The sequence below is a fragment of the Comamonas sp. NyZ500 genome, assembly GCF_016772095.1.
Taxonomy (GTDB): domain Bacteria; phylum Pseudomonadota; class Gammaproteobacteria; order Burkholderiales; family Burkholderiaceae_C; genus Comamonas; species Comamonas thiooxydans.
In genome coordinates this window covers 37,374-51,505 of record NZ_JAEIJE010000009.1, presented here as the reverse complement: position 1 = coordinate 51,505, position 14,132 = coordinate 37,374, and the positions used below count along the sequence as shown (strand labels likewise).

12 protein-coding genes and 2 tRNA genes are annotated in these 14,132 nt (G+C 58.4%); 9 read left to right on the top strand and 5 right to left on the bottom strand.

The window, feature by feature from the left end; genetic code table 11:
- Nucleotides 1–116: 116 nt before the first annotated feature.
- Together JAO85_RS14810 and JAO85_RS14805 are read right to left on the bottom strand one after the other, a co-directional pair.
- Nucleotides 117–1,091, bottom strand: coding sequence for a TerC family protein (locus JAO85_RS14810; RefSeq protein WP_039049794.1), 975 nt, complete (start codon nucleotides 1,089–1,091; stop codon nucleotides 117–119).
- Nucleotides 1,092–1,238: 147 nt separating this feature from the next.
- Nucleotides 1,239–1,751 (bottom strand): universal stress protein, encoded by a 513-nt coding sequence (locus JAO85_RS14805; protein WP_202788405.1) that lies wholly within the window; start codon nucleotides 1,749–1,751, stop codon nucleotides 1,239–1,241.
- 197 nt (nucleotides 1,752–1,948) lie between these two features.
- Between JAO85_RS14805 and JAO85_RS14800 the strand changes: the two genes are divergently transcribed.
- The 3 genes from JAO85_RS14800 to JAO85_RS14790 all read left to right on the top strand — a co-directional run bounded on the left by JAO85_RS14800 (nucleotide 1,949) and on the right by JAO85_RS14790 (nucleotide 5,416).
- Nucleotides 1,949–2,833, top strand: coding sequence for a LysR family transcriptional regulator (locus JAO85_RS14800; RefSeq protein WP_202788404.1), 885 nt, complete (start codon nucleotides 1,949–1,951; stop codon nucleotides 2,831–2,833).
- 203 nt (nucleotides 2,834–3,036) lie between these two features.
- On the top strand, nucleotides 3,037–4,602 hold the full coding sequence (locus JAO85_RS14795) for a GGDEF domain-containing protein (RefSeq protein WP_202788403.1): 1,566 nt from the start codon (nucleotides 3,037–3,039) through the stop codon (nucleotides 4,600–4,602).
- Nucleotides 4,603–5,047: 445 nt separating this feature from the next.
- Nucleotides 5,048–5,416 carry a DUF1428 domain-containing protein gene (locus JAO85_RS14790; protein WP_003071059.1) on the top strand — a complete coding sequence of 123 codons (369 nt, stop codon included), beginning with the start codon at nucleotides 5,048–5,050 and terminating at the stop codon, nucleotides 5,414–5,416.
- Between the two features lie 629 nt (nucleotides 5,417–6,045).
- On the opposite strand, the gene ychF is transcribed toward JAO85_RS14790, so the two are convergent.
- The 3 genes from ychF to JAO85_RS14775 all read right to left on the bottom strand — a co-directional run bounded on the left by ychF (nucleotide 6,046) and on the right by JAO85_RS14775 (nucleotide 8,736).
- Nucleotides 6,046–7,143 carry a redox-regulated ATPase YchF gene (ychF, locus tag JAO85_RS14785; protein WP_003071057.1) on the bottom strand — a complete coding sequence of 366 codons (1,098 nt, stop codon included), beginning with the start codon at nucleotides 7,141–7,143 and terminating at the stop codon, nucleotides 6,046–6,048.
- 274 nt (nucleotides 7,144–7,417) lie between these two features.
- Nucleotides 7,418–7,741: a hypothetical protein gene (locus tag JAO85_RS14780; RefSeq protein ID WP_039049797.1), complete on the bottom strand. Its 324-nt coding sequence runs from the start codon at nucleotides 7,739–7,741 to the stop codon at nucleotides 7,418–7,420.
- A gap of 107 nt (nucleotides 7,742–7,848) precedes the next feature.
- Nucleotides 7,849–8,736 carry an MOSC domain-containing protein gene (locus JAO85_RS14775; protein ID WP_202788462.1) on the bottom strand — a complete coding sequence of 296 codons (888 nt, stop codon included), beginning with the start codon at nucleotides 8,734–8,736 and terminating at the stop codon, nucleotides 7,849–7,851.
- A 164-nt stretch (nucleotides 8,737–8,900) separates the two neighbouring features.
- On the opposite strand from JAO85_RS14775, the gene JAO85_RS14770 reads away from it, so the two are divergent.
- The 6 genes from JAO85_RS14770 to JAO85_RS14745 all read left to right on the top strand — a co-directional run bounded on the left by JAO85_RS14770 (nucleotide 8,901) and on the right by JAO85_RS14745 (nucleotide 14,008).
- Nucleotides 8,901–10,028, top strand: a complete 1,128-nt coding sequence (locus JAO85_RS14770; protein WP_202788401.1) for an FAD-dependent monooxygenase — start codon at nucleotides 8,901–8,903, stop codon at nucleotides 10,026–10,028.
- 128 nt (nucleotides 10,029–10,156) lie between these two features.
- The gene (locus JAO85_RS14765) at nucleotides 10,157–10,864 is read left to right on the top strand and encodes a DsbC family protein (RefSeq protein ID WP_003071046.1); all 708 of its coding nucleotides are present in this window, start codon (nucleotides 10,157–10,159) and stop codon (nucleotides 10,862–10,864) included.
- A gap of 94 nt (nucleotides 10,865–10,958) precedes the next feature.
- Complete coding sequence (locus tag JAO85_RS14760; protein WP_202788400.1) at nucleotides 10,959–12,776, top strand: M61 family metallopeptidase; 1,818 nt, start codon at nucleotides 10,959–10,961, stop codon at nucleotides 12,774–12,776.
- A gap of 96 nt (nucleotides 12,777–12,872) precedes the next feature.
- Nucleotides 12,873–13,652 carry an enoyl-CoA hydratase gene (locus JAO85_RS14755; protein ID WP_034357777.1) on the top strand — a complete coding sequence of 260 codons (780 nt, stop codon included), beginning with the start codon at nucleotides 12,873–12,875 and terminating at the stop codon, nucleotides 13,650–13,652.
- Between the two features lie 73 nt (nucleotides 13,653–13,725).
- Nucleotides 13,726–13,802: transfer RNA gene (locus JAO85_RS14750), tRNA-Met, on the top strand.
- 129 nt (nucleotides 13,803–13,931) lie between these two features.
- A tRNA-Met gene (locus JAO85_RS14745) sits at nucleotides 13,932–14,008 on the top strand.
- Nucleotides 14,009–14,132 lie beyond the last annotated feature (124 nt).

Sequence of the window (14,132 nt, the reverse complement as noted above, 5' to 3'; positions counted from 1 at the left end):
ACCAGCCAACGTTCGCCGCTGGTGTTTGCACAACTGCATTCGCCTTTCCACGTCAAAAATCAGCCTGCCAAGGCTATCGCGCCGCTCGAGATCAGGCGCAGGCATCGCTGCATCGCTCATAGAACGCTCCTTGAAGATTTTCGGCCTGAGAGCTTCACGCTAAGCAGCACGGAAATCAGGACAATCGATCCAACAATGAGTAGCGACCAATGCACGGGCATATGAAACCAGGGCATCATCAGCATCTTGCCTCCGATATAGATCAGTACCAGAGCAAGGCCGTACTTGAGCAGGTGAAAGCGTTCGGCCATGTCGGCCAGCAGGAAGTACAGCGCCCTCAAACCCAGTATCGCGAAGATATTGGATGTAAAAACGATAAATGGGTCGGTGGTGACAGCGAAGATGGCCGGAATACTATCCACGGCAAAGACCAGGTCACTCGCTTCAATCATCAGAAGCACCAAGAACATTGGTGTTGCATGAAGCAATCCATCGATGCGTACGAAAAACGACTGGCCGTGAAAGCCTGACGCTATACGCATGTGGCAGCGCAACCAGCGTAGCAGTGGATTCTTTTCCAGATCGGGCTTTTGCTCGGCCATGATCAACATCTTGCCGCCCGTGACCACGAGCAGCAGCCCAAAAACGTAGAGCACCCACTCAAACTCGGAAACGAGCCAGATTCCGCCGAGAATCATTGCTGCCCGCATCGCGATCGCTCCAAGAACCCCATACAACAGCACGCGTCGCTGCAACTCTGGCGGGACAGCGAAGTAGGTGAAGATCATCACGAAGACGAACATGTTGTCTACCGACAATGCCTGCTCGATGAGGTAGCCGGTAAAGAATTCAAGTGCCTTGCGATTGGCAATTTCACGACCTGCGGTAGCGTCCAAATACCACCATAACAACGCGCCGAATGTGATGGCAAGAGCCATCCAGGTGGCAGTCCAGCTTGCGGCCTCCTTGGCCGATACGCGGTGAGCCTTGTTTCCTCCGAGGACAAATAGATCCAGGCCCAGCATGATGAGCACAAAGACAATGAAGCCTATCCACATCGGGCCGGTTGCCAAAGTTTCGATGTTGTGCATGAAATGGCCCCAAGCGTTTGCTTCTTTTGCCTTGAGATACTGCTTGCACCATGGGCCGCTGACATGCCCCGGCCAACCGCAGAGACAAGGCGAAACAACGGTGTAGCAAGGGCAGTGCGAGCGGCTCTCAACGTCGCTGTCGAGCTCTTAACTGGAAGCCATCCATAGAGCCACAATGCCCGCTCCAGCACCGACTCCCGCTGGAATACCAATGCGCTCCAGTTTCGAGGCAGGCTCACCCGGGATCACCTCTACAGGCACGCTGGTTCGCTCCAGCACCTGATTCGTCACTGAATTCTCGATAAGACGCACCAAGGAACTCTTGCGTGTCGTACTCATGACAATCAGGTCGCAATGGAGCCTGCGCGCCACATCCACGATGCAGTCAACCTTGTTGCCGACTTCCGAGTGGACAGCATATGGAATCCCGGCGGCGTCCAGCATTCGTCGAGTGCTCAAGAGTGCCGACTCCGTCTGCTCGTGGTGAAACTCCATCCTGTCACTCCTGCTTGAGTAATCGGTGATGAGTTTCGAGAATGGCGGCTGCACGTTCAGGAGATGAATCTCCAGATCTTCGCTCTTCCTGAACTCGTCGATCACGTGACGTATTGCAAACAACGAATTGGCTGATCCGTCTGACGGGACAAGAACTCTCAGCATGGTGCTTCTCCTTTGAGGTGAGCTGCTTGGTGCAGTGGCTCACCTGAGTGAAACCTCGTTCAAAGACCGCTTGCGCCTTCTGATTCGAAGGTTCTCTGCCGAGCACTTCTCCTGGCCCTGGACAACACCAACGATAGCGATGCAGCAATTTAATAAAAGCAGATAATTCGGAAGCAATAGCTCCGCAAAGCCGAACAATGAGCCCTGGCTTCAGTTACAGGCACCTTTACTATTTTTGGGTTGTCGCCAAAGAAGGAGGCATGGCCCGTGCTGCCGAGCGCCTGGGCATGGCTGTACAAACTGTGAGCACCCAAGTTCGTGAGCTGGAGCGGTCACTGGGCTATGCACTGCTCAAACCTGCAGGGCGAGGCGTTGTCCTGACAGACGCAGGACTTGCCGCCATGCGACAGGCAGAGCAAATCTTCCAGCTAGGGGAACAGTTGCCTGCGGTAGTGCGTGACGCAGTGGGCATGCCGACCATGCGTTTGATCGTCGGTATCGCCGACGAGTTGCCCGAGCTGGCGGTGCGAAGCCTGATGCAACCTGTGATGCAGGAACCCCATCTTCGACTTTTGTGCTTGGTTGACGAATTCGAGGATTTGCTGGGTGACCTGGCTTTGCATCGACTTGATGTCGTTCTTGCCGACCGGGCCGCTCCTCCAAACCCCAACCTCAAGGTCTATAGCCACTCTCTGGGCTCATCCCCATTGGCCTGGTACGCACCTGCATCCTTGTTTGCGGCAGCTCGGCAAGACTTTCCGCAATCTCTGGCCAAAGTTCCCGTACTTCTGCCAACGGCCCATGCGGCAGTGCGCGCAAGGCTTGATCAGTGGTTTGAACGTAAATCCATCAAACCGCATGTCATAGGCGAGTTCGAGGACAGTGCATTGCTCAAGACGTTTGGAGCAGCTGGCATGGGTGTCTTTCCAATGGCCAGCTTGGTTCACGAAGACTTGACGACCCGATATGAGGTGAAACGTTTGGGCGATTGCGAGGGTGTGGAGGAACACTTCTTCGCGATTGGTGCAAGCAGGAAGGTACTACACCCGCTGGTGCAAAAGCTATTTTCGACAAGAGGCTAGATTTCCTCGTGAAGCAAGCGTTCAGCACTATCGGCGAATCGAGGTGTGGTGAAGCTCGCCCCTGCGATCACAAACCGTCTATGGCCGAAATCCCCAAGAGCCATCAAAGCAGACTGTTGTGAAATGTGAAAAAAGCGCTGTGCTGACTTATTCAAGCACAATCTTTACAAGCTCGATATCACCAGTGCAGGTGCTTAGACAATATGAAATCAACTCATTGGTTTGCTATTGATCGTAGTCACTTCTCCAGCATCTCCTATGCAATGCTCTTCGTGGCTGGAGCAATTGCGCTCTCGATGGCGGCGATATGCGCGGCTGCTCTTTATCAAAGTCGGCTGGACACGATGAAGCACGCGGTGGAAACATCGCGTAATGTGGCTCTTCTCGCTGAAAATGATGTGGTTCGAAATCTCGAACTCTATTCGCTGTCATTGCAGGCCGTGATTGATGGATTGAACGATCCCGAAGTGATGGCGGCATCGCCACATCTGCGCGAAGTTGCCTTGTTCGACAAAGCTGCGACTGCATCCTATTTGGGATCAATTCTGATCTTGGATACCGAGGGAAACATTGCCATCGATGCACAAAAAGTCAACCCGGGCAATGTCAACTTATCTGGCCATGATTTCTTCACCGTACATCGAGAAAATTCAGCCAAGGGACTCTATGTGGGAGATCCATACGCATCACCGCTGCATGACGGCGCCCTGAGCATTCCCCTGAGCCGTCGGATTTCCCATGCAGACGGCTCTTTCGCAGGCGTAGTGCTGATCGATGTCCAGCTTGAATATTTCAGAAAACTATTTTCCGGGCTATCGCTGGGTGAGAATGGATCGCTCGCATTGATAAGAAAAGATGGTGCGATGATGATGCGCCAACCCTTTGATGCCAAGGTCATAGGGCGCAATATACGAAACGCAAGCACATTCAAGCGGTTCATTGCTGAACCTGAGGGCAGCTTTTCAGATACCTCCTACCTCGATGGCACTCATCGCCTGTACTACTTCAAGAATCTTCCGAGCTTGCCGTTCATTATCATGGTCGCGAAAGCGCACTCCGATATTTTCACGGCTTGGCGAAAACGTGCACTGATCATTGCCTGTCTGATGGGGGTGCTCACAGCGGCCTTTATCGGCTTGTCCTTTGCTTTCGTGACACAGCTCAAGCGACGAATACATGCCGAGTCGGAGCTGGCTCTGCTAGCTCGTACCGATGGGCTGACGGGCTTGAACAACCGCCGCAGACTCGACGAAATGCTGGATCAGGAATGGCACAGGGCAAGACGAAACCATAGTATTTTTTCATTGCTATTCGTCGACATTGACAGGTTCAAGGTCTACAACGACACATACGGACACCAAGCTGGGGATGACGTCATCGCAACCATAGCCCAATGCATTGGTGACAATATTCGCAGGCCGGGAGATATCGCAGCTCGTTATGGAGGCGAGGAGTTCATCGTTGTTTTGCCGGATACGTCTCTAGAGGGCGCTTCATGCCTTGCAGAAAGCATCCGCGCCGCCGTTTCACAACTCTCTGTTGAGCACTCCGGAAGCGAATTCGGCTACATCACCGTCAGCATTGGTTGTGCGGCATGGGAGCCAGAGCACGATGCAGATGTAGCCTCGGTGATCCGTTCGGCCGACGAGGCGCTGTACAAGGCCAAGACGACAGGTCGCAACAAAGTTGTTGTATTCACCAAAAGTCCGACACAGCGAGCAGCAGACTTTCGGGACACAACGAAAAGCCATAGCCAGTCCCTGATCTGAATCCGTCATGGAGGCGGCACCGGCGCTGATGTTCGATGAACACAAGAAAGAATGACGAAAGGTTGCAACGCCGCTCGACAATGTCTGCGTTGCCCTGGCAGCAGCAAAGGCTGCAACGGATCTTGCCGGGGGCCAGAAGCTGTCTGTCACAAACTTCAGCTTCTGCGCTGCTGAGCTGCATTACGATCAACGCGAAAACTGCCACTACGTTCCCAGCGAACCACTCAACCGACATCGAGTTGAGGAGCAGGCTGCATGTGCATTGGCTGCTCAGGTTCCCGGTCGCCACAGGCAATGTTGAAAGGCCATGCTCAGCCTGATTGCTGGAGCGTGATCTGCGCGCTCAAGGGGTCCAGGCTGAGAGCACTGCTGCCACCGGCCCTGCGGGCATTGTGAGTGCGGCGCCAGCTCCGCATCTAACGGTCAATTCAGCAGGAGTGAAGAGATGTCATATATCGATGGTTTCGTGATCGCTGTCCCCACTGCCAACAAGCAGAAGTTCATAGAGCACGCGCGCAAGCTCGACCCGATATTCATCGAGCTGGGCGCAATCAGGGTGATCGAGGCTTGGGGAGATGACGTCCCCGATGGCAAAGTTACCGACTTCCGCCGCTCGGTTCAGGCCACGGCCGAGGAGACAGTTGCTTTTTCATGGGTCGAATGGCCGGACAAGGCCACGCGCGACGCAGCCATGAAGAAGATGATGGAAGACCCACGCATGGACCCATCCGCCCCCGGCAACCCGCCCATGCCCTTCGACGGCAAGCGCATGATCTTTGGGGGTTTCGAGCAAGTCGTCGAAGTGAAGCCCTGAGGTCTGATATTCAGCTCATTGAGCTGTCAGGTTCAAACCCAGGCGACATCACCCTCTCACCAGTTGCTTGATGCAATGCAGCCTGGTCTCCACCTAGCTGCGCCGGTGATCCCCGCGCCAGCCATGGCTGGCCTGCGTCCAGAGCGCCTGCATGCTGCAGTCGCTCTCATCGCGATGCACAAAGACATCGCCTTTGTGCATCCGGGCATTCTCTCTCCGGCGAGTGATGGGTGTGGCGGGGCGACATGCAGGGGGCTGTGCGTCATGAGCTCCACAAGCCGTAATGGTCAACCGCTACTCATCGCCGTGGGTTGTGCCTGCAATTGCGGCGGTACCGCAGCCCCGGGAATTTGAGTCCGGTGGATTCAGCAAGCAGAAGCAGCCCGCCCTCGCTGGATTGATGCACCGCCTGCCGATACCAGCTATCGCCGCCTCCGGCACAAAGCCGGAGCTGAGCGCTGCCTTGTACTGCGTCCCGTTGGTGCTCGATAGCGGGGCTGGACTGCGGCCGCGACACTGATTGATTCAACAATGCCGCCGCAAGCATCTGCCGGTTGCGCCCTTCGATGACGATGGCACCTGGGCACACATGGACATCCATATGTGCCCAGGGTGCATGTCAATCGTGCTTATTTGGGGGAGAACAGGAAGTTCATCACATCGCCGTCCCTGACGATGTACTCCTTGCCTTCGGCGCGCATCTTGCCGGCATCCTTGGCACCCTGTTCGCCCTTGAAAGCGACGAAGTCTTCAAAGGCAATGGTCTGGGCACGAATGAAACCACGCTCGAAGTCACCGTGAATCACACCCGCGGCCTGGGGAGCCGTAGCGCCGACACGCACAGTCCAGGCACGCACTTCCTTTTCACCGGCGGTGAAATAGGTCTGCAGGCCCAGCAGCTTGAAGCCAGCACGAATCAGGCGATTCAGGCCAGGCTCTTCCAGACCCAGCTCCTGCAGGAACATATCGCGGTCTTCGTCTTCCATCTCGGCCATCTCGGCCTCGATCTTGGCGCAGATGGCGACCACCGGTGCGCCCTGAGCTTCTGCATATTCCTTGAGGCGATCCAGAAAAGGATTGTTTTCAAAGCCGTCTTCGGACACGTTGCCCACAAACATGGCGGGCTTGGCAGTGATCAGGCAGAAAGGCTTGAGCAGGGGCGCATCTTCCTTGGACACCGACACCACACGGGCGGGCTTGCCTTCATTCAGGGCGGCCTGAATGGGAGTCAGCAGTGCCACCAGCTTGGCGGCTTCCTTGTCGTTACCGGACTTGGCGGCCTTGCTGTAGCGATTCAAAGCCTTTTCCACCGTGGCCAGATCGGCCAGGCACAGCTCGGTCTGGATGACTTCGATGTCGGAAATCGGGTCCACCTTGCCCGCCACGTGAATCACGTTGGGATCTTCAAAGCAGCGCACCACGTTGACGATGGCATCGGTTTCGCGGATATGGGCCAGGAACTGGTTGCCCAGTCCTTCGCCCTTGGAAGCACCAGCCACCAGGCCGGCGATGTCCACGAATTCCACGATAGCGGGAACGATGCGCTCGGGCTTGACGACCTCGGAGAGCTGATCCAGACGCGGATCGGGCACTTCCACCACGCCGGTGTTGGGCTCGATAGTGCAGAAGGGATAGTTCTCGGCGGCGATGCCGGCCTTGGTCAGCGCGTTGAAAAGAGTGGACTTGCCCACGTTGGGCAGGCCCACGATGCCGCATTTGAGGCTCATGGAAATTCCTTATGTATCAATGCACTATCGAGCACCACACCCATGTGGCGGAAGTGCCCGATCCGCATCGTCGCGAATCCGGTTCTTTTGAAGCGTGACCCATAGGCACTCTGTTCACCCAGAGTTTCGTCCCGGTTTGGCCACGGAAAGCCCCCGATTGTAATGACCCGGCAATCTCTGCTCATCTGCGGTAGATTGCGCCGCGGTTCCGGCCAGAAAGCAAAAAAGCCTGCGCAAAGACAGGCTTGGGAGAAAAAGTCCGGGAAATGTCGGATCAATCAGCGGTCAACGCCGGCGAACTCTGTCGCATGGGGCCAAACAGTTGCTCCAGCCCGGCGGTCTCCTCCAGCCGTCGGAACTGGGATTGCGGACTGCACAGATATTTGGTCATGCAGGGAGTCCGACAGCTGCGCATCAAGGCGGGCACCTTCTGGGCAAATTCCAGCACCCAGTCTCCGGCCTCACAGCCAATATGGGCATGACCGTCCGGCAGACAGAAATCTCTGTCGGGGGCACGAAAAGTCAGGCGAGCGATCTTTCCAGCAAAAGCACTGCTGCCGGTGAGAACCACGAAATCGCCAGATTTGAATTCAGCCATGCCGCCCTCCCCTCGTTGCTGCTGCCAATGGCCTTATTGGACACTGGTTCTGCTGCATCACTGTTACAGGGATGCCCCAAGTCTTTGAGGGTCAAAGGCCTACACCCTCAATCAAAGCGCAGATTGCCCGCCAGTTGCTGGCCCACAGCCAGCTCTGCTGCAGCATCCGCAACGACCGGCAGACCCAGCACTATGGCATTCATACCAAAAGTAATAGCACCATCCACACGCGGATCCTGGCGATAACTGTAAATTGAATCTCCCACTGCCGTGCCGGATACGGCGGTGTCGGGGTCTATATCGGGAATCGGGCAGCGCGTACAGGGCTTGCAGGGCAGCAGGCTCAGACCGGGCAACTGGGGCAGATCCAGCTGTTCCACACGATCTTCATCATGGGCTTCGATATCGGCAATCACGATATTCGGACGAAAGCGCCGCGCATCGACGGCAGCCTCGCCGGCCTGCGTCAGCCGCTGATTGAGCTCGTCCACGGCCGACTGGCTGAGCAGCAGCAAAGGGTAGCCGTCGGCAAAATGCACTGGAGCGTCGCCATCGCCCACCCAGCGTTCGCTGGCCCGGCGAGGTTGCGAACTATCAAAGCGCACCAGATGGCAGTCCTGCGCCAGAGCCCGACTCAGCCAGCTGCGTGCAGGCGCGGCCCATTCGCCGAGGTCCCAGGCATCGACCGTATCCTTCCAGACCCGCGCACGGCATTTGCTGCCTTGTCCCAGCAAAGGAATCTGCAAGCTGTCCATATCCGGAAAATGCAACAGCAAATACTCATCCGTAATCTCGGGCCGGATCAGCGCCATGCGCGAATGACTGCGCTGGGTCAAGAAATCGCCATTGGCATCGACCACCATCCAGTGCCTGTCCCATTGCAGGCCATGGCGCGAGAGCGCGGCCTTCGGCACGGCAATACCGGCGCAGGATTTGACGGGGTAGATCCACAGTTCGGCAATCCGGCCCTGCACGTCATAGGCGGTGTCGGTCATCACATCTCCTTCGATTACGGATTCATCTTTCATTTTGCCCTCTAGCCCCTGCTTGACCTGCACAGCCCACTATCAACAACATAGTTGGCTGCAGTCGACGACCGCATGGCATGAGGTTTCCTCTATGGACGCAGGCCCTGTCCGCGCCTCCTACAATGCCGGACATGGCGCAAACCTTTGATGTATGTATTCGTGGAGCCGGCATTGTGGGCCGGACCTTGGCTCTTTTGCTGGCGCGTGAGCGTCTGCGTGTCGCGCTGGTGGCGCCGCCACAGCCTCGATCCCCGCAACAAAAGGATGTGCGCGCCTATGCGCTCAATGCCAGTTCCAGGGCCGTGCTGCAGTCGTTGCGCTGCTGGCCTGACGACGAGGATGCCACACCCGTGGTCGGCATGCAGGTGTTTGGCGATCTGGACGGCCAGGTCCAGTTCGATGCAGCTTCTCAGGACGTGCCGGCACTGGCCTGGATCGTCGATGTCCCCGCGCTGGAGCAGCGCCTGGCCGAGGCCGTGCGCTATCAACCCCAGGTGGAAATCGTCAAGGAGCCGGTGGAAGCCGCACTCACCGCCGTCTGCGAAGGCCGCTCCAGCAGCACGCGTACCGAATTCGGCGTGGAGTTCTCCGTCACGCCCTACTCCCAGCACGCCATTGCCACCCGGTTGAGCTGTGAGCTGCCGCATGGCGGCATTGCACGTCAGTGGTTCACGCCGGAAGGGATCCTGGCCTTTCTACCCATGGGCGGTCCCGACGGTCACGAAGTGGCCGTTGTCTGGTCGCTGGAGCAATCGCTGGTGCCTGACTGGCTGGAAAGCGACGAAGAAAGTTTTACCACTCGCCTGCAGTCCATCAGCCAGGATGCGCTGGGCCAGTTGGAGCTGGTGGCCGAGCGCGCCACCTGGCCTCTGCAACAGGCCGTGGCCGACCGCTGGTGCGGACCGCTGGACAGGAACAGTCAACAAAGCTGGGTGCTGGCGGGTGACGCCGCCCACAACGTCCACCCGCTGGCCGGCCAGGGTCTGAACCTGGGCCTGGGCGATGTGCAGACTTTGGCACGCATCCTTCAGGAGCGCGACTACTGGCGCAGCCCCGCCGATCTGAAGCTGCTGCGCCAGTACGAGCGTGAGCGCAAGGCATCTCTGGCCCCCATGGGCCTGGCCATGGACGGGCTGCAGCAGCTGTTTGCCCGTCCCGAAGTGCCTGTGCAGATGCTGCGCAACTGGGGCATGAAAGGCTTTGAGCGCAGCGGCCTGCTCAAGTCCTGGATGGCCAAGCAGGCCATGGGTCTGCTCTGAGAAGACGGCTCAGGGAACCCTTGACTCAGTCCGTACTCCAAGCAACAGCCCTGCCGTCCATGCATAGTGGATGGCAGCCGACCTCATTCTTTCCACGCTGCAGCGCGCTGCAGCCCACGACATCTTCCATGAAACTTGTTGCCTGCCTGCTGGCCACCGCCAGCCTGACCTTCGGCCTGAGCGTGCATGCCCAGGATGCCAACCTCAAGAAGACGCTGACCGAGCGCATTCCCCAGCTCGAGAAAATCGACGAGGTGCGCTCCACCCCCATGAGCGGCCTGTACGAAGTACGCGTGGGCACGGACATCTTCTACACCGATGCCAAGGGCAACTATCTGATTCAAGGCGAGCTCATCGACACCAAGGCGCGCCGCAATCTGACCGAAGACCGCATGACCCAGCTCACGGCCGTGGACTTCAAACAGTTGCCCATCAAGGACGCCATCACCATCGTGCATGGCAAGGGCGAGCGCAAGATGGCCGTGTTTGAAGACCCGAACTGCGGCTACTGCAAGCGCTTCGAAAAAGACCTGCAAAGCGTGGACAACGTCACCATCTACCTCTTCCTCTACCCCATCCTGAGCCCGGACTCGGCCGAGAAGTCGCGCAATATCTGGTGCGCCAAGGATCAGGCCAAGGCCTGGCATGAGCAGATGCTGAACAGCAAGAACGCACCAGCCGCCCAGTGCGACCCCGCCGCCATCCAGCGCAATCTGGCTTTCGGCCGCAAGTACAAGATCACCGGCACGCCCACCGTGATTTTTTCCAACAATGTGCGTGTGCCCGGCGCCATCTCGGCTGCCGAGGTCGAAAAGCACCTCGCCGCCGCCAAGTAATCCCTGTCTTATTGCCGGAGCAGCGTGCATCTGATGAAGTTTCAGGCACGCTGCGATAGGTTCGCATGCTCCGGCCCGCATTTCTGGAGCTGCCATGATCTCTGCCCCCAATGCCTCCGGCATTCGCCCCGACATCCACTTTGCCGTGCAGGCCAGCGCGGTGGAAGCCCATCTTTTCGATGTGGAGCTGCATATCGCCCAGCCTGCGGCACAGCAGTTGCTGTCGCTGCCGGTGTGGATTCCGGGCAGCTATCTGGTGCGCGAGTTCTCCAAGAATCTGCAGGGCTTGAAGGCCACGCAGAACGGTGAGCCCGTGACCGTGCAACAGCTCAGCAAGAATCAATGGAAAATCGCCTGTAACGCTGATTCAGCATGCGTTATCAGCTATCAGGTTTGCGCTTATGACACCTCGGTGCGCACCGCCTGGCTGGATCGCCGGCGTGGCTTCTTCAACGGTACCAGCCTGTGCCTGCGCGTGCATGGTCAGGAAGAGCGCCCCCATGCACTGGAGCTGCTCGGCAGCCCCGCCACGCAGGACTGGCAGGTGGCCACCGGCCTGACGCCCGCGCAAATCGATGCCAACGGCTTCGGCCTCTACACGGCAGCCCATTACGACGAGCTGGTGGACTGCCCCGTGGAGATGGGCCGGTTCTGGCGCGGCAGCTTTGTGGCCGGAGGCGTGCCCCACGAGTTCGTGGTGGCCGGTGCTGCGCCCAGCTTTGATGGCGAGCGCCTGCTCGCCGATACGAAAAAGATCTGCGAGGCCGAGATCGCCTTCTGGCACGCCGACGGCAGCCAGCCGCCCATGGATCGCTATGTCTTCATGCTCAATGTGGTGGATGACAACTATGGCGGCCTCGAGCACCGCAACAGCACGGCACTGATCTGCGGCCGCCGCGATCTGCCGCGCAAGGGTGAGGCCAAGGCCGGCGAGGGCTATAACACCTTGCTGGGCCTGATCAGCCACGAGTACTTCCACACCTGGAACGTCAAGCGCCTGCGCCCGGCCGAACTGGCCAGCTACGACTACGAGCAGGAGAACTACACCGAGCTGCTGTGGTTCTTTGAAGGCTTCACCAGCTACTACGACGATCTGTTCCTGCGCCGTGCCGGACTGCTGGACAACAGCCAGTACCTCAAGCTCGCCACGCGCACCATCAACCAGGTGCTGCAGACGCCGGGCCGCCTGGTGCAGTCCGTGGCCGAGGCCAGCTTCGACGCCTGGGTCAAGTACTACCGCCAGGACGAGAACACCGCCAATCACACGGTCAGCTACTACACCAAGGGCTCGCTGGTCGCTCTGTGCCTCGATCTGGCCCTGCGCGCCAACGGCAAGAGCAGCCTGGACGATGTGATGCGCGGCCTGTGGCGCAGCAGTGAAGGTGGCCCCATCAGCGAAGCCGATGTACTGGCCGTGGTCAGCGAAGTGGGTAACCCTGAGATTGCCGGACAGCTGCAAGCCTGGGTTCATTCCACCGAGGACCTGCCGCTGCGCGAGCTGCTGGCCCGGCATGGCATCAAGAGCAGGGCCGAGCCCGCACAGTTGGCGCAGAAACTGGGTCTGCGCGTCCAGGAAAACCATAGCGTGCAGATCAAGACCGTGCTGCGCGGCGGCGCTGCCGAGCAGGCCGGCATGATGGCTGGAGACGAGTGGCTGGCCGTCGAGGCCGATGGTCAGCGCTGGCGCATCAGCAAACTGGACGATGTGCAGCTGTACGCGGCCGGCTCCAATCAGCTCACGGCCTGGGTAGCACGCGACCAGCAGATCCTGCAGCTGACGCTGAACCCGGGCGGCCTGCTCGCCAAAGCCGCCAGCGAGGATGCAGATAGCGCCAGCCCCATCAGCAATCTGGGGCTGGAAATCAGCGACAAGGCCGCCGCAGAGCGCTGGCTGACGGGCATTGCGGCCTGAGCCCGGCCCCAAAGTGGCGCTGCAGCGCGACAGCTGGCAGCCAGACTCAGCGGTTATTCTTGACAGCAGCCATTCATTCTTTAGCAGGAGACAAACTTGGCCTACGAAACTATCGAAGTCCGCGTGGAAGCGGACAAAGTCGGCGTCATCACGCTGAACCGTCCCAAGCAGCTCAATGCCCTGAACGACCAGCTCATGGACGAACTGGGCGATGCGCTCAGGAAGTTCGATGCCGACAAAAGCATTGGCTGCATGATCATCACCGGCAGCGAACGCGCCTTTGCCGCCGGTGCCGACATCGGTGCCATGGCCAAGTACAGCTTTGCCGACGCCTATGGCGGCGACTACATCACGCGCAACTGGGAAACCATTCGCAGCATCCGCAAGCCCGTGATTGCCGCCGTCAGCGGCTTTGCCCTGGGCGGCGGCTGCGAGCTGGCGATGATGTGCGACTTCATCATCGCTGCCGATAACGCCAAGTTCGGCCAGCCCGAGATCAAGCTGGGCGTGATTCCTGGTGCCGGCGGTACGCAGCGCCTGCCGCGTGCCGTGGGCAAATCCAAGGCCATGGACATGGCTCTGACCGCCCGCATGATGGATGCCATCGAGGCCGAGCGCGCCGGCCTGGTCAGCCGCGTCGTGCCTTTTGACAAGCTGATGGAAGAAGCTCTGGGTGCGGCCATCATCATCAGCGGCTTCTCCCAGCTGGCCGTGATGGCTGCCAAGGAATCCGTGAACCGTGCATTCGAGAGCGGCCTGTCCGATGGCGTGATGTTCGAGCGCCGCCTGTTCCATGCCCTGTTTGCCACCCAGGACCAGAAGGAAGGCATGGACGCGTTTGTGAACAAGCGCCCCGCCAACTTCACCCATCAGTAAGCACCAGATTTTTCGCAAGAAATTTCAGCGAACCACTTGAAGCAGCCATTTTTTGCATATAATCGCTGTCTTCGGTCGTATAGCTCAGTTGGTTAGAGCGCAGCATTCATAATGCTGATGTCGTAGGTTCAAGTCCCACTACGACCACCAAACAGAAAACCGCAGTGCTTGCAAAAGCACTGCGGTTTTTTCTTTCTCCCTGCGACCGCAGCAGGCTGCACACAAAAAATCCCAACTTGGCTGCCAAGGCCATTTCTTCCTATACAATTGCGGGCTGTCGGTCGTATAGCTCAGTTGGTTAGAGCGCAGCATTCATAATGCTGATGTCGCAGGTTCGAGTCCCGCTACGACCACCAAATCCAGGCCCCAGTTGCTCACGCAGCTGGGGCTTTTCGCTTTTTACAGAGGCGACATGGCGCCGCACTGCCCTTTCTGCCCTGCAGAAATCAACGCAGTCCGCGCCGCCATGCTCCAGCCGCT